General features: G+C 71.3%; 19 protein-coding genes. All 19 read right to left on the bottom strand.

Annotated elements, in window-relative coordinates; translation table 11 throughout:
* Window positions 1-47: 47 nt before the first annotated feature.
* Window positions 48-620, bottom strand: a complete 573-nt coding sequence (locus tag J8403_RS42430; RefSeq protein WP_211127872.1) for a hypothetical protein — start codon at window positions 618-620, stop codon at window positions 48-50.
* Window positions 574-1,905, bottom strand: coding sequence for a methylaspartate mutase (locus J8403_RS42425; RefSeq protein WP_211127871.1), 1,332 nt, complete (start codon window positions 1,903-1,905; stop codon window positions 574-576). The genes J8403_RS42430 and J8403_RS42425 overlap by 47 nt, the downstream gene beginning before the upstream one ends.
* Window positions 1,902-2,378 carry a cobalamin B12-binding domain-containing protein gene (locus J8403_RS42420; protein WP_211127870.1) on the bottom strand — a complete coding sequence of 159 codons (477 nt, stop codon included), beginning with the start codon at window positions 2,376-2,378 and terminating at the stop codon, window positions 1,902-1,904. The genes J8403_RS42425 and J8403_RS42420 overlap by 4 nt, the downstream gene beginning before the upstream one ends.
* Window positions 2,379-2,394: 16 nt before the next feature.
* Entirely contained in the window at window positions 2,395-3,126 is a 732-nt protein-coding gene (locus J8403_RS42415) for a 2-hydroxychromene-2-carboxylate isomerase (protein ID WP_211127869.1), read from the bottom strand.
* Window positions 3,123-4,076: a thioesterase family protein gene (locus J8403_RS42410; RefSeq protein ID WP_211127868.1), complete on the bottom strand. Its 954-nt coding sequence runs from the start codon at window positions 4,074-4,076 to the stop codon at window positions 3,123-3,125. Before J8403_RS42410 ends, J8403_RS42415 begins: the two co-directional genes overlap by 4 nt.
* A gap of 2 nt (window positions 4,077-4,078) precedes the next feature.
* Entirely contained in the window at window positions 4,079-4,981 is a 903-nt protein-coding gene (locus tag J8403_RS42405) for an alpha/beta fold hydrolase (RefSeq protein ID WP_211127867.1), read from the bottom strand.
* Window position 4,982: 1 nt separating this feature from the next.
* Window positions 4,983-5,981: a beta-ketoacyl synthase N-terminal-like domain-containing protein gene (locus J8403_RS42400; protein WP_211127866.1), complete on the bottom strand. Its 999-nt coding sequence runs from the start codon at window positions 5,979-5,981 to the stop codon at window positions 4,983-4,985.
* Window positions 5,978-7,114: a beta-ketoacyl synthase N-terminal-like domain-containing protein gene (locus J8403_RS42395; RefSeq protein ID WP_211127865.1), complete on the bottom strand. Its 1,137-nt coding sequence runs from the start codon at window positions 7,112-7,114 to the stop codon at window positions 5,978-5,980. The genes J8403_RS42400 and J8403_RS42395 overlap by 4 nt, the downstream gene beginning before the upstream one ends.
* Window positions 7,089-8,267, bottom strand: coding sequence for a beta-ketoacyl synthase N-terminal-like domain-containing protein (locus tag J8403_RS42390; RefSeq protein ID WP_211127864.1), 1,179 nt, complete (start codon window positions 8,265-8,267; stop codon window positions 7,089-7,091). The genes J8403_RS42395 and J8403_RS42390 overlap by 26 nt, the downstream gene beginning before the upstream one ends.
* Window positions 8,264-9,472 carry a beta-ketoacyl-[acyl-carrier-protein] synthase family protein gene (locus J8403_RS42385; protein WP_211127863.1) on the bottom strand — a complete coding sequence of 403 codons (1,209 nt, stop codon included), beginning with the start codon at window positions 9,470-9,472 and terminating at the stop codon, window positions 8,264-8,266. Before J8403_RS42385 ends, J8403_RS42390 begins: the two co-directional genes overlap by 4 nt.
* A 6-nt stretch (window positions 9,473-9,478) precedes the next feature.
* Complete coding sequence (locus tag J8403_RS42380; protein WP_211127862.1) at window positions 9,479-9,736, bottom strand: acyl carrier protein; 258 nt, start codon at window positions 9,734-9,736, stop codon at window positions 9,479-9,481.
* 77 nt (window positions 9,737-9,813) lie between these two features.
* Window positions 9,814-10,296: a 3-hydroxyacyl-ACP dehydratase FabZ family protein gene (locus J8403_RS42375; RefSeq protein WP_211127861.1), complete on the bottom strand. Its 483-nt coding sequence runs from the start codon at window positions 10,294-10,296 to the stop codon at window positions 9,814-9,816.
* The gene (locus J8403_RS42370) at window positions 10,283-10,717 is read right to left on the bottom strand and encodes a 3-hydroxyacyl-ACP dehydratase FabZ family protein (protein ID WP_211127860.1); all 435 of its coding nucleotides are present in this window, start codon (window positions 10,715-10,717) and stop codon (window positions 10,283-10,285) included. Before J8403_RS42370 ends, J8403_RS42375 begins: the two co-directional genes overlap by 14 nt.
* Window positions 10,714-11,454 carry a 3-oxoacyl-[acyl-carrier-protein] reductase gene (gene fabG, locus J8403_RS42365; RefSeq protein ID WP_211127859.1) on the bottom strand — a complete coding sequence of 247 codons (741 nt, stop codon included), beginning with the start codon at window positions 11,452-11,454 and terminating at the stop codon, window positions 10,714-10,716. The genes J8403_RS42370 and fabG overlap by 4 nt, the downstream gene beginning before the upstream one ends.
* Before the next feature lie 94 nt (window positions 11,455-11,548).
* Window positions 11,549-12,556 carry a 2,3-diaminopropionate biosynthesis protein SbnB gene (gene sbnB / locus J8403_RS42360; RefSeq protein WP_211127858.1) on the bottom strand — a complete coding sequence of 336 codons (1,008 nt, stop codon included), beginning with the start codon at window positions 12,554-12,556 and terminating at the stop codon, window positions 11,549-11,551.
* 1 nt (window position 12,557) lies between these two features.
* On the bottom strand, window positions 12,558-13,562 hold the full coding sequence (gene sbnA, locus J8403_RS42355; RefSeq protein ID WP_211127857.1) for a 2,3-diaminopropionate biosynthesis protein SbnA: 1,005 nt from the start codon (window positions 13,560-13,562) through the stop codon (window positions 12,558-12,560).
* Window positions 13,562-14,089 (bottom strand): DUF3995 domain-containing protein, encoded by a 528-nt coding sequence (locus tag J8403_RS42350; protein WP_211127856.1) that lies wholly within the window; start codon window positions 14,087-14,089, stop codon window positions 13,562-13,564. Before J8403_RS42350 ends, sbnA begins: the two co-directional genes overlap by 1 nt.
* 57 nt (window positions 14,090-14,146) lie before the next feature.
* Entirely contained in the window at window positions 14,147-14,404 is a 258-nt protein-coding gene (locus J8403_RS42345) for an acyl carrier protein (RefSeq protein WP_078638234.1), read from the bottom strand.
* A 98-nt stretch (window positions 14,405-14,502) separates the two neighbouring features.
* The gene (locus tag J8403_RS42340; protein ID WP_211127855.1) at window positions 14,503-14,721 is read right to left on the bottom strand and encodes an MbtH family protein; all 219 of its coding nucleotides are present in this window, start codon (window positions 14,719-14,721) and stop codon (window positions 14,503-14,505) included.
* Window positions 14,722-14,747 lie beyond the last annotated feature (26 nt).

Here is a 14,747-nt window from a genome sequence, read left to right as displayed (position 1 = left end):
CGTTTGAACCGGGCCGGGCTCGCGGGGTCCGGTCCCCACGACAGACCCTAGCCCGCGGTGGTGGCCACCTTCTTCGCGATGGCCCGCAGGAGGTCATGACGGATCATGCCGCTGCCCGCCCGCATGAAGCCCCAGTACAGGGCGAAGGCGCGGCGGGTGGCGGCGTCGGTGTTCAGCACCCGGGTCTCGGTGGACAGCAGGGTGCCCTCGCCCTCGGGGGTGAGGCGGAAGTTCATCACCACCTTGGACCAGCCCGCCTCGTCGAAGTGTGCGAACGCCTCGGGATCGCCGCGCTCGAGGTCCGGGCGCGCGGGGCGCATCGCGGTGTAGCGGGCGATGTCGCCGAGCACCACTTCATGCGGCGGGTCGGCGGCCATCTCCCGGGGTGCCATCGAGTCCAGGACCCGCAGGTCCATGCCTTCGTGGGCGCCGGTGTCGACACCGTTCACCCAGGTCTTGGGGCCGCCGCGCACCCTCATCAGACCGAGGGTGATGGCGAGTTCGCCGACCCGCAGGTCCATGAGTTCGCGCCAGACCCGCTCCGGCGGGGCGTCGATCCGGCGGCTGTGGTGTTCACGCTTGTCGAAGGTCGGCAGCAGTCGTTCCAGCGTCCAGTGCATCGCTTGTCCTCGTGTCCTGGCTCCGCAGGGCCAGCAGATCGTGTGTGCGTTCCACGTACGACAGCGCCGACAGCAACTCCGAGCTGCCGACGGTGTGTTCGCGTGTCCCGCCGGTGATGCCCCGGATGGGCATCGAGCCGACGGATGCCCATCGCAGCCGCCCCGCCTCGTCGATATAGCCACGGGAGCGTCCGTGGTTGTCGGAGTGCAGACAGTACGGCACATCGAGATAGCCCTTGGCGAAGGCGCGCACCAGGGCCTGTCCGACGTCCGGGTGGAGGTCGAGCACGGCCTCGATGAGCTGCCGGGCCTCGGCGGCGATACCGGTGTCCGGGGCCCGGGCGGGGTCCGGGGGTGTTCTGGCGGCTTCGGCCGCCGCGGCGGCGCCCGCGAACTCCAGCGCCTCGACGTTCTCCCCGATGGTGGGGATGCGGTACGACTCGGCCGGTGTCTTGACGATGAGCCGGGTGGCGCCCGTGCGGACGGCGAGTTCGGCGGCCGCGCGCAGCACGAGGAGGGCACCGCCGTGGGTACGCGGGTACTTGCCCATGTAGGTGTACACCACGATGTGCCAGTCGGTGTCGTCCGGCAGGAACGCGGTGGCCAGCGACCGCAGCGCGGCCACCGCCTCCTCGTCCTGCCGGGCGTCGGTCTGCTGGGCGTAGCTGAGCGAGATGCTGCGCAGCCCGTGCCGGTGGAAGAAGAGCCCTTCGAGCACGGTGATGGCGATGAGCAGTCCGGGCGGGCACATCTGGCCCATCATGCACCCGCCGAAGCTCTCCAGATGGGGCTCGACGCCCCGGTCCCGCAGCTCCGCGAACCGCTCGCAGGAGCGGGCCCAGCTCGCGGTGGCCTCCCGCAGCGGGACCCGGCTGTAGGGCAGGCAGTACGAGACGGGCCCGCCCTCGGTGGCGTCCAGCCCGGCCGTGACGAGCGCGGCGATGATGTCGTCCGGCAGCGCCGAGCCGTGTCTGACCTGGACCGGGAAGCCGGGGCCCTGGATGCCGTCGAGGACGGCACGGGTGGTGTCCGGGCCGTGGGTGACGAGCGGATAGCCGTTGAGCGGAAAGCCATCGGCCAGGGCGCGCTCGGCCGTGGTGTAGTCCTTCACCCGCGTATAGCTGTCCAGGGTGAGGGTGCCGACGGTGGCCGCCCGCGCCCGCCGGACGGCCGCCAGCCCCGCGCGCATCCATCGTGGGTCGCTGAAGCCCATCCGGGGCTGGACCAGCGGCCCCGTGGCGCGCGGGCGGGCGGCCAGCCCGGCGAAGGAGCCGGATGTGCTCATGAGGCGGCGACGGGGTGGCGGGGGGCGGAGTGGTCCAGGGAGGCCAGGAACCGGCCGATCTCGGCCGGTTCGGCGTCGTCCTGGAACACGGCGCTGAAGCCCGCCGAGACGAGCCGCCGCGCCATGCCGTCCGCCTCGGCGCCCCCGGTGATGCCCAGCTTTCCGCCGATCACCACCGGGGTGTCCCGGGTCCGCGGGTCGGAGCGGAGCGTGCCGATCAGCCGCGCGCCGTCCACCTGCCCATGGCCGTTGACCGTGCTGATCACCACCAGGTCGGGACGGATCGCGGAGCATTCCCGGACCAGCAGTTCGTCCGGGACGCACGCACCGAGGTTGATGACGCGGTGGCCCATCTCCTCCAGCAGCAGCTGAAGGAAGACGAGGTTCCAGGTGTGGGAATCCGAGGACACGCTGCTGAGCAGTACGGTGCGGCCGCTCGGGACGACGGCCGCGTTGACGGGGTTCATGAGCATGGGATCTCTCCTGGCCTCAGCCGCAGCCGCCGGCGGAGTCGGAGTCGTAGGCGCCGACCCGCTCCAGCAGTGCGGCCGGCACCTGGTCGTCGGTGGCTTCGGGCAGCGGCTCGGCCACGTCCACACCGGCCTTCCGCAGAGCCGGGATCAGCTCGTCGAGGAAGCCGTCGACCCGGTCCAGGCCCCAGAAGCGGTGGCGTCCGACCTTGAAGTACGGGATGCCGAACACATCGTCGTCGTAGGCGGCGGCGAGGGCGTCCACGCCTTCGGCGCGCAGGTCGGGGTCATGGGCGGCGGCCACCATCTCGTCGCCGTCGAACCCGGCCGCCTCGGCCACCCGGTGCAGCACCTCGGCGTCACAGATGTTCTCGCCGCGCTCCCAGCGGGCCGCGGACACCGCCGCGTAGAAGTCGCGCTCACGGCCGAGCCGGCGGGCCTTCAGCCAGGCCAGATGCGGCAGCTCCCACCACGGGTCGATGTCCACCGGCCAGGACATGGTGTACCCGAAGCGGGTGGAGAGCCGCTTGGTGTCCTGGAGGATGTACAGGTGCTTGGCCTTGCTCATCTGGGTGTAGTGGAAGCCGGAGTCGCGCTCCTCCAGCGCGGCCCGGGTCTTCTCGTCCGGGTCCCAGTACGGGTAGTACTCGATGACCTCGGGGGCCTGCGGAAAGCGCTCCTCCAGCCGCTTGAGCCCCATCCAGCTGAACGGGGAGCGCAGGTTGAAATAGAGGCGGGGCCGTCGCTTCATCGGGCATCCCCCAGCAGCGCGGCGCGGGTGGTGTCGTCGAACTCGGCGAGGCTGCCGGCCAGTTCGCCGCGGCTGACGGCGTAGCCGTGCATGATGCTCCCGGTGGCGGTGTGCACCAGCCGTCCGTCGCGGTGGACATAGGTGTCGAAGGTGGCGGTGTACATCACGTCCTTGAGGATCTCCTGGACGGTGAACACGGTGTGCAGGGTCTCTTCCATGAAGGCGTCGGCGAGCATGTGCACCCGGGCACGGGACACCACGGGGATCCAGCCGCGCTCGACGAGCATGGTGCGGATGGAGATGCCGCGGTCCTCCAGGAAGCGGTCCACGACCTCCTCCATGGCCCGGACGTAGCCGGAGTGCTGGAGCCGGTCGGAGAAGTGGCAGTAGAAGTACGGGATCCGCCAGGACCACAGGAAGGCGTTGGAGCCGACCGGGGTGAGAACGGCGGACAGCTCGCTGTCGGCGACGGTCCGGGGCTCGTGGTCCGCGGCGTCGGCGAGGGCGGCCACCTCGGGGACGGTGTAGGGCTCCAGATGGGCGGGGACGGGCTGGATGTCGGCCGGGGCGTCCTTCAGCGTGACCAGGGCGACCCGGATCTTGCCGGTGAGGACGGTGACGGTCTCGCCGTCCCGCTCGACGGTCAGCCGGAGTTTGAACGGGGCGCCGTGGCCGGGCTTGGGCTTGCCCGGCTCCACGACGGCCGTGACCTCGTCGTCGATGCCGAGCGTGGCGGGCAGGCTGACCGAGTGGTCGACGATCTCCAGCCCGAGGCCGTAGGTGTGGTACAGCGTCTCCGCCCCGACCCCGCGCTCGCGGAAGTACTGGAGGACCGCCTCCTCCGTCAGATACATGAAGTGCTTGAAGCCGATCCAGGTGCGGATGTTGGCGCCCTCGTAGCGGGGCCTGCCCACGGGGGTGGTGAGGGTGCCGTCCAGCAGCTCCGTCATGGTCATTCCTTTGTGGTGAGAAGGGTGGTGGCGAGGTGGGTGGCCGCCGGGAGGGCGGTGAGGTCGTCCAGGAAGCCGGTGATGTCCGCGCCGACGTCCCCGGGCTGCTCCGCATGGCAGAAGTGGGTGTAGCCGGGGCGTCTGCGGACCGTCGCCGCGGGCATGGCGGCGGCCAGGGCCGCCGCGCGGTCCTCGGACAGCGAGGCGTCGCCGTGTCCCGCCAGGACGAGGGTGGGGACGGTGATGGCGCCCAGGTCGAGTTCGGTGGTGCCGGTGAACTGCAGGAACAGGGTGAGGAATCCGACCGGGCCGATCCGCTCGAGGGTGGTGTCGGCCATGGCGGCGAGCACCTCGGGGTCCAGGTCCGCGGCTCGCCTCCCCAGTCCGACGCGTACGCCGTCGGCGATGATCTGCCGGAAGCCCGCCAGCGCGGCGTCGTGCAGGGGCCAGTCCACCCGGAGGGATTCGGGGCGGAAGAACGGGGCGAGGAGCACCGCGGCGCGCGGCTGGGGCGCGCCGTCCCGGTCGGCCAGGTGTTCCAGGACGGCGTTGGCTCCGAAGGAGTGGCCGATCAGGATGTCCACGGGCTCGGGGACCAGGGCGAGCGCCTCGCGCAGCCAGTGCGCGGGAGTGCCGTGGTGCCGCCAGCGGTAGCGGTTGCCCGCGCGCCACGGCAGGTCGAGCGCGTAGGTACGGCAGCGGCCCGCCAGCTCTCCGGCCAGCGGCCGCCATCCGGCCCACCCGCCTTCGAGACCGTGGACCACGGCCACCACGGGAGGGCCGGGGTGCCGTGCCGGGGATGGTGTCCCCAGCACGGCCAGCCGCTCCCGCGCCCCGCGGGCCTCGGCCACCGCCGTCCACCAGCCGGGCGGGGGCGCCGGGCGCGCCCCGTTCGGCTCCGCCATGTCAGCCGCCTCCCGCTCGGGCGGGGACGACCGCCGGGTCGAGCCGCACCGAGGCGTAGCCGTCCTCGCCGTCACCGCAGGTGATCAGCGCGCCGCCCGGCCCGGACGGCTGCCCGGAGCCCAGCCAGGCGGCGGCCACGGCCAGTTGGACCACGCCGAGCGCTCCGTAGACCTCGCCCAGATGGGCGGTGAGGTCGATGCCGCCGGCGGCTCCCGGGGCCCCGGGAGCGGTGAGCCGGAGCGCGGCGGGCGGCGCGAGGGCGTCGGCGATGTCGTCCGGCCGGGTGTGCCGGTGCACATCGCCCAGGTGCGGTCCCCTCCCGCCGGGCTCCAGGACGACGCAGGCGGCGGCCGCCCGGAGCGGGACCGGCACGGTGGTGCCGGGTGCGGCGGGGCGGAGGGCGGCCAGTCCGCGGGCCACCTCGTCGTCGGGTTCGACCCCGACCACCACGACCCGGCGGGCGCGTTCGCCGCGCAGCAGCAGGGCGCCCAGCCGGACGGCGTCCAGTCCGGAGGTGGCGCCGGAGCACACCATCAGATTGGGCCCGGTGAAGCCGTAGCGGATGGCGAGGGTGCTGGCGATCACATTGCTGGAGGCGTTGGGACCGTTCAGCGGGCTGACGTCGTGGGCGGAGCCGGCCCGCATCTCGGCCACGATGTCGCGGACGGTGCGGGCGTTGCCGACGTTGGAGCTGACGACGACGGCGGTGTGTTCCGCTCCGGGGAGCGGTTCGGTGAGCTTGCCCGGCGGCAGTCCGAACGCACGGTGGACCGCGCACAGCGCCAGCCGGGTCGCGTCCTCCTTGTACAGCAGCCCCTTACGGCCCAGTACGGTGTGCGCCTGCTCGGGGCCGCAGGCCGGTTCCGGGGCCACGGAGGAGAAGAGCTCCCCCGCCGCGGTCGCCGCGAAGCCACCGATCGGATCGGGCACATGGAGGGCGTGTGCGGTGACGGTCACCGGGTCGGGGTTCATGGTCATCGGGTCGGGGTTCATGGTCATCGGTCCACCCCGATCACGCTGACGGCGTTGACTCCGCCGAATCCGAAGGCGTTGACCTGGGCCACCCGGGCGTCGCAGGGCGCGGGTTCGCCGACGACCAGCCGCAGTCCCGCGGCCGCCTCGATCGGCTCGGCCAGCCCCACGGTCGCGGGCACCGAACCGGAGCGCATCGCCTCGGCGGCGACGAGCAGGCTCATCAGCGCCGCGCTGCCGGAGGTGTGCCCGATGGCGCCCTTGATGCCGGTCACCAGCGGGCCGGGGGCGGCACCGGCGAAGACCGTGTCCAGGGCGGCGGCCTCGGTCGGGTCGTTGAGCGCGGTGCCGGTGCCGTGGGCGAGGACCAGGCCGATGTCGTGCGGGCTGACCCCGGCGCGGCGGTGGGCGTCCCGCATGGCCGCGACGATGCCGCCCACGTCCGGGGCGGTCTCGTGGTGGGCGTCGCAGGAGAGCCCGGTGGCGAGGACGGTGGCCAGTGCGCCGGGCCCGGCGTCGGCGGCCCGGCGCAGGACGACCGCCACCGCGCCCTCGCCCAGCAGCACACCGGCGCGGCCCTCCTGGAAGGGCCGGAGTGCGGGCGTGGGGGCGTCGGCCACCCGGCCGATCATGGTGAGCATGGATTCGCTCATCGCGTCGCAGCCCGCCGCGACGACCGCGTCCGCCTCGCCCGCCGCGAGCAGGTCCTGGGCGAGCGCGAGGGCGTGGCCCGACGCGGAGCAGGCGTTGGACACCGTGATCACCTCGGTGACCTCGGGCAGCACTTCCCGGATCGCGGTGGTGAAGTGCAGATCCCGGCGGCGCACCGGGACGCCGTCCACGGCCCAGCGCTCCATGGCCCGCAGTTCGCGCAGTCCGGTGCCGACGATGACGGACACCCGCTCGGCGGCCGGGTCGACCCCGGCCTGGCGGACCGCGCCGAGGACACAGCGGGCGAGCCAACGCCCGGCCCGCAGCGGCGGTTCGGACTCGGCGTCGGCGGAGTCGTCGACGTGGTAGCCGCGGGTGACGTTGATGCGGTCGGTGTCGTAGAACCGCAGGCCCTGGCTGCCGTCGACGCCCTTGGTCAGGGCGGCGAAGGTGGTGTCGGTGCCGCCGTGGCAGGTGAGCAGCTCAGCCCCGGTGATCGCCACGTGCACGGTGCCACCCCCTCAGTACGGCCGCGCCGACACCGCCGTCGGGAGAGACCGAGGTGACCACGGACACCGCACCGTCCAGCTCCGGGTGGCCGCGGTGGCCGGCCAGCAGGGCGGCGAGCTGCAGCGAGCCGGAGGCGCTCTGGCACTCGCCGACCCACTCGCTGGCCCGCACCCGCCACACCTCGGCGCCGAGCGCGCTCTCGATGCCACGGCGCTCGATGTCGTCCAGGCGGGCGATTCCGCTCTCGCCGGTGGCGACCGCCCGCACCTGGGAGGGTTCCACCGCGGCGCGGCGCAGGGCGCGGCCGATGCAGTCGGCGAGCCCGGCTCCGGCGTCGGGCTCGCGGCCGGGGGCGCCGTAGGTGCCGACCTCGACGGCCAGGACCTCGGCGTCGGGGGTGCGTCCCTGGGCGCGTACCTCCTCGGCGTTCTCCACGACGAAGACGGCGGAGCCTTCGCCGACCTTGACCCGGCCCTCCTCGGCCGCGTGCTGGCGGTGGCTGAACCAGGCGGTGTGCGGGCTGAACTCCTCGGCGGAACCGACGAGCAGGGCGTCCGCGTAGCCGCGCCGGATCTGGTTGCGGGCGTAGCGCAGGGCGCTGAGCCCGGCGAGCCGGCCGCCGGCGACGGTGGCGTTGACGCCCTTGAGCCCCAGCCAGATCGCGGACTGGCCGGCGGCGCAGTTCATCACGGTGTTGGGGAACAGCACCGGGTTGACCCGGAACGGCTTGTCGCCCTCCAGGGTTTCGCGGCTGTAGTCGCTGGTGGCCTTGATGCTGCCGGCGGTGGTGCCCAGGACGATGCCGAACCGGTCGCGGTTGTCGTCGGTGACGGTCAGGTCGGTGTCGTCGAGGGCGAGGGTGCAGCCCAGCAGCCCGAGGGAGGTGCTGCGGTCGAAGAAGCTGGTGCCCTTGCGGCCGAGGTGGTCGCGCACCTTGAAGTCGGGCATGGCGAACGCCTCGTGCTCGGGCAGCTCTTCGTCGAACATGCCGGTGACGTCGCGCAGCCCGCTGCGGCCCTCGCCGATGGCGGTGGTGAACTCCTCCGCGCCGATGGCCAGGGAGGTGACGACGCCCCAGCCGGTGATGGCCAGGGTGTTCTCGCGAACGTCCCGGTGGCCGGTGGTGTCCGGGGTGATGGCGGTGGCGTTCATGCGACCCGTCCGAGGATGGTGATGGCGTTGTTGCCGCCGAAGGCGAAGCCGTTGTTCTGCACGACCTTGGGCTGTGCCGGGCGGCTCTCGTTCGGCACGGGGTCGATGGCGGGCAGTTCGGGGTCGGGGGTGCGGTAGTTGGTGGTCGGGGGCAGGAAGCCCTCGTCGAGGGCGAGTGCGGAGGCGATGGCGCCGAATCCGCTGGCCGCGCCCATGGTGTGGCCGAGCATGGACTTGATGGAGCTGATCGGCGGGGGCCGGGTGCCGAAGACCTCGACCACGGCCTGGGCCTCCATCGCGTCGTTGGCCGGGGTGCCGGTGCCGTGGGCGCAGATGTAGTCGACGTCGGCGGGGGCGATACCGGCGTTGTGGTGGGCCCGGCGCATGCATGCGGCGATGCTCACCGGGTCGGGGGCGACCATGTGGTTGGCGTCGCAGTTGAGGCCGTAGCCGAGCACCTCGGCGTAGATGTGGGCGCCGCGTTCGGTGGCGGACTCCAGGGATTCCAGGAAGAGGGCGGCCCCGCCCTCGCCGGTGAGGATGCCGGAGCGGTCCTTGTCGAACGGTGAGCAGACCTTCTCGGTGAGCGCGCCGAGCCGGTAGAAACCGGCGTGCGCCCAGCGGCACACCGAGTCCGCGCCACCGGCGATCATGTAGTCGGCGTCGCCGGTGACGATCTGGTCGTACGCGTAGCCGAGTGCGTAGTTGCTGGCCGAGCAGGCGGTGGACAGGGTCACCGCCTCGCCGGTGAGACCGAGTTCCTGGTTGACGGCGGTGGCCAGCCGGGAGGCCGGGACCTGGGCCGCGTACGCCGGGGTGATCCGGTCCAGCCCGCTGTGCACCCACTCGGCGGTGAGCGCCTCGATGACCTGGGACTCTCCGCTGGTGGTGCCGATGCTGGAGCCTGCGGCGGCGCCCGCGAGCACCTTCTCGTCGATTCCGGCATCCTCGACGGCCAGCCGCGCGGCCGCGGCCGCGAACAGGCTGGTGCGGCCCCATTCGGAGGTGGAGAGGGTGCGCAGCAGCGCCTTGGGGTCGAAGTCGGGGACCTCACCGGCCATGTAGTGCGGGAAGCCGGAGGAGTCGAAGCTGGAGATGGCGGAGATGCCACTGGTGCCGGCCCGCAGGGCCCGGCCGAACGCCGTGACACCGGTGCCGATGCTGGAGACCGGACCGAGCCCGGTGATGACCACTCGTCGGTTCATCGGTGATCAGTCCTGCCAGCCGGACTGCGCGGCCACGACGTCGTAGACCGCCTTGAGGTTCTCCATCTGCGGCAGCTCGGACTGCGGAATGTCGATCTTGTACTTCTTCTCGATGCGGGCGAGGATCTCGATCGCCCGGAGCGAGTCCGCCTCGTGCTCCTCCACGAAGGAACCGGTCTCGGTGATCTCCTCCGGCTCGACCTCGAGCACCTCGGCGACGATCTCGCGCAGCTCGTCCAGATGCTTCTCACGCGCTTCGGACATGGGAATTCTCCTGAATTCGGCAGGGGGACGGGGGTGGCCGGCAAAAGCCGGGGACGGGATTTGGGGCGTGCGGAGGGTCATGAGCCGGTGCCGGCGGCGATCCCCTCGCGGACGACGGCGAGGACCGAGCCGAGGGTGGCGATGCGGCGCTCGCCCACCCAGGTCTCGCCGCGCATGAACGCGTTGTCGCCGATGAGCTGGTCGATCTCGACGGTGTGGCGCAGCACATCGCCGGGGTAGGCGCTGCCGGTGATCGTCACCTCGCGGGCGGAGCCGAAGATGAGGGTGCCCTCGCGCCGCTCCCCCGCGGTGGCGGCGGAGTACAGCCACAGCACGGCGCCGGTCTGGCCGAACGACTCGACGAGCAGGGAGGCCGGATAGGCGTAGGCGGACGTGGGGAGGTCCTCGTCCAGCCCGGCGTAGCAGGGTTCGCTGCCGGACACGGTCTTGGTGGCGGTGATGCGCGAGCCCGGTTCGAGGTCCAGGACGCGGTCCACGAGCAGGACGGGGTGGCGGTGCGGCAGGATGCGCCGGATGTCGGCGTGTTCAAGCGTGATCATCGCCGTCCCTCCGGTCGATGCGCAGTTCGAGGGTCATCCGGGCGGACAGGGCGCCGTCGCCGCGGTGGCAGCGGACCTTGGCCCGCACCGTCGCGGGGGTGTCGTCGTGTTCGGTCAGATCGCAGCCGATGCGCAGGGTGTCCCCGGGCACGAGCGGGGCCGCGAAGCTGATCGAGGTGATGGTGGCCAGTTCGGCGACGGCCCCCGGGCCGTGCCGTTCGGTGGCCCAGTGGCGGATGGCCTGGTGGACGGATTCGAGGGTGAACACGCCCGGGTAGATGGTGAAGTCCGGGTAGTGGCCGACGAGATACGGGTCCTCGCCGGCGATCCGCTTGACCGCCTCCACGCGTGCGCCGCCCGGGGTGTCCGCGATGTCCACCGTGTCGACCGCGGTGAGCGGGGCGGCGAACCGGCGGCTCACAGGACGATGCCCCCGTCGACCTGGAGGATCTGCCCGGTGATGTAGCCGGCCCGGTCGGACACCAGGAACGACACCAGTTCGGCCACGTCCTCGGGGGTGCCGAAGCGGCGCATGGGGACCAGCTCCATCGCCTGGGCGCGCACCTTGTCGGTGAGGTCCGCGGTCATGTCGGTCTCGATGAAGCCGGGGGCGACGACGTTGACCCGCAGGCCGTAGGGGGCGAGCTCCTTGGCCAGCGCCTTGCTCATGCCGTTGATACCGGCCTTGGCGGCGGAGTAGTTCGTCTGCGCCTTGTTGCCGTAGACCCCGGCCACCGAGGAGACGTTGACGATGACGCCCCGCTTGCGCTTCATGAAGCCGAACGCCATCGACCGGCAGAAGTTGAAGACACCGGTCAGGCTGGCGTCGATGACGGCGTTCCAGTCCTCCACCGGCATCAGCACGAGGGGGTTGTCGCGGACGATGCCGGCCGAGTTGACGAGGGTGTCGATGGGGCCGAGGTCGGCCTCCGCCTCCTTGATGAAGGACTGCACGGCCTCCAGGTCCGCGACGTCACAGGGCGCGTGGAAGCAGCGCACCCCCAGCTCACGGATCCGCTCGGCGGTCTCCTCGGCGCGCTCCTTCTCGCTGCGGTAGCAGAACGCGACGTCCATTCCGTCCTGGGCGAGGCGGAGGGCGACGCTCGCGCCGATACCGCGCGATCCCCCGGTGACAAGGGCACGGCGTTGTGTGGACATGGGAATTACCTCATGCTTCGGGCCCGGACAGGGGCCGGTGGGTGGTGAGAGAAGGGCGGGTCACGAGCCGGTGGTGCTCACCGGCCGGTGGCGATCACCAGCGGGTGGTCTCGCCGAAGAATCCTTCGATGGCGGTGGCCTCGTTCGCCTCGAGGGCGGCCCGGTGCACGAACGCGCCGACGGCGAGGTCGAGCACGCCGAGGCCGAAGGGCGAGAAGATGACGGGCCGGTCGGCAGCCACCTTCCGGCGGCCACGGATCACATCCGCGAGGGTGCCGTTGATGAAATCCCGGTGGCCGAACTTCTGCTCGGCCAGATGCGGCGAGGTGTTGGCCGTGAGGCAGTGGTCGATGTCGTCCAGGATGTTGCAGGCGCCCACCACGATCTCCGGGCCGATGTCCCGCAGGGAGATGTTGAGGACGATCTGACCGGGGGCGAAGGTGCCCGGCCGGGTGATGTAGGGCTCTCCTGCCGTGGTGGCGAGCACCACCAGATCGGCCTCGGCGATGGCCTTGTCCCGGTCGGGGGCGACGCTCGCACGGTGGCCGAGGACGCCGGAGACATGCTCGGTGAGCGATTCGGCGTAGCGCGGGTCCCGGTCGTGCACCAGCACCTCGTCGAGCTGCCAGTCGCGGTCGGTGAAGAACTCCAGGATGTTGCGGGCGATGATGCCCGCGCCGATCACCAGGAGCCGCCGGGCGGTCCGGGATCCGTGCAGCGTCTCGGCGGCGAGCACGGCGGAGGCCGCGGTGCGGGCGGCGCTGATCTGGGCGGCTTCGAGGCAGGCGAACGGATAGCCGGTCTCGTAGTCGTTGAGCAGCAGGACCGCCGAGGCGCGCGGCACCGAGCGCTCGATATTGGCGGGGAAGCTGGCGATCCACTTGATGCCGGCGACCGAGTGCCCACCGCCCAGATAGGCGGGCAGGGCGATGATGCGGCTGTCGGGCTTGTCGGGGAAGCGCAGGAAGTAGCTGTTGGGATTGACCGAGTCACCCAGGTCATGGGTGAGGTAGGTGTCCCGTACCTGGTCAACGATCTTCGACCGGGAGCGGCCGATCACACGGCGGGCGGTTTTGCCGCTGACGACATGGAAGTCGAACATGTCAGCCTTTCAGGAGCAGTGAGCCGTCGGCGTCCGGATGGTCGTCCGCGCCCGCCGGGGCCAGGGCCTGGTGTCCGAAGCGTTCCTCGACCCAGGCGTCGTTGTAGATGGTGTTGAGATAGCGGTCCCCGGTGTCGGGAGCGATGGCCACGACGGTGGATCCGGGCGGCAGCGATGGGCCCCTGCGCGCCACGGCCGCCAGGACCGAGCCGGTGGAGCCGCCGATGGCGATGCCCCGGCTTCTGGCGATGGTGCGGCACATGCGGATCGCCTCGGCCTCGGGGACGATGACGATGTCGTCGACGAGCCGGGGGTCGCACAGTTCGGGCTTGCGGCTGGTGCCCAGCCCGGGGAGATGCCGCTTGCCGGGCGGGAAGCCGAAGGTGACGGATCCCGCGGTGTCCACCGCGACGATCCGGGTGTGCGGGGAGCGTTCGTGGAAGTAGGCCGCGCAGCCCATCAGGGTGCCGGTGGTGCCGGCGCCGATGAACAGGTGGTCGACCTCGGGGACCTCCTCGAGGATGGCGGCGGCGGTGCGCTCCCGGTGGATCCGGGGGTTGGCCTCGTTCGCGTACTGGTTCGGCCAGAACAGGGAGGGGTCCTCCCGCAGCCGGTCGTGGATGTGGTCGATCCTCGACTGGAGATAGCCGCCGTTGGCGTCCTTCTTGTCGACCACCACCAGCGTCGCCCCGAAGGCCCGGATCAGGGCCGCGTTCTGGGGTGAGGTGTTGGGGTCGGTGACGCAGGTGAAGCGGTATCCCCTGGCGGCGCACACGGAGGCGAGCGCCACTCCCAGGTTGCCCGAGGACGATTCGATGATGTGGCCGCCGGGTCTGAGCAGATTCCACCGCTCGGCGTCCTCGACGAGTCCGATGGCGGTCTTCAGTTTGATCGAACCGGCCGGATTGAAACCCTCGATCTTGAGCAGGAGCCGGATATCGGGGACGAGTCCATCGATCCGCAGGAAGACATGGTCGAAGACCAGGTCCTGCGCGCTGTCGTACATCAATTTCCTCCGCGCCTTTCCGGGCGCCGCGGATGGTTCATGACATAGGTCCGGGTGGCGAGGAAGAGCAGGATTCCCCACACCAGGAACGACATGTCCCAGACGAACAGGCGCCACAGCAGCGGCTTCCACTCGACGGGGTCGGACGGGGTGAGCACGCCGAACGCCACCAGCAGCAGGCTGCCGACCTGCAGGGCGCCGTAGACGGTCAGCAGTGCCGCGCCGCCCCAGCCCGCGAGAAGCATCAGCGGGCGGGGGACGACGCGGCCCCACGGCCGGACGAGCGACAACGAGAAGAGACCGCCCGCGACCTTGAGCGCGCCGGTGATCCAGACGACCGCGAGGAAGCCGGAGTCCCGGCGTTCCGCCATCCGCTGGATCGCGCCGCCCAGGGTGTCGATGCCGAAGGTGCCTCCGGCGGCCCAGTAGAAGCTGAACAGGCCGAAGACGATGGCCAGTACCGCGGCCGTGTATCCGGCCCAGGCCATCTGCCGTCCCCCGGTGTCCCGGGCTGCTGGAGCATTCATGTCGGTGATCCGCTCTCTTCCCTCGTGACGTCGTCGTCGCCGTGGTGTGCGAAGGGGTCAGTCCTGCCAGCCGGCCTGGTTGGCCACGACGTCGTAGACCGCCTTGAGGTTCTCCATCTGCGGCAGCTCGGACTGCGGGATGTCGATCTTGTACTTCTTCTCGATCCGGGCGAGGATCTCGATCGCCCGCAGCGAGTCCGCCTCGTGCTCCTCCACGAAAGAACCGGTCTCGGTGATCTCCTCGGGCTCGACCTCGAGCACCTCGGCGACGATCTCGCGCAGCTCGTCCAGGTGCTGCTCACGCGCTTCGGACATGGTGTGCTCCTTCGTGTGTATTTCTCGGTGTGTTTCTTGGGTGTGTTTCTCGGGTGGGTGTTCTTGTGGTGCGAGGGGGCGGTTCGTGGGCCGTGCCGTCAGGAGGCGGCCGCGTCCATGGCCTCGACGAGGCTCTTGGGACGCATGTCGGTCCAGTTCTCGTTGATGTGATCCAGGCAGGCCTGGCGCCCGTCGGGGCCGTGGACGCCGGTCCAGCCGGCCGGGACCTCGGCGAAGACCGGCCACAGGGAGTACTGGCCCTCGTCGTTGACCAGCACCAGATACATGGCGTCCGCGTCGTCGAAGGGGTTGCTCATCTCGCGTCTCGTCTCTCTTCCGTGGA

This window comes from Streptomyces yatensis (assembly GCF_018069625.1).
Lineage (GTDB): Bacteria > Actinomycetota > Actinomycetes > Streptomycetales > Streptomycetaceae > Streptomyces > Streptomyces yatensis.
This window is presented reverse-complemented; position numbering and strand designations above follow the sequence as displayed.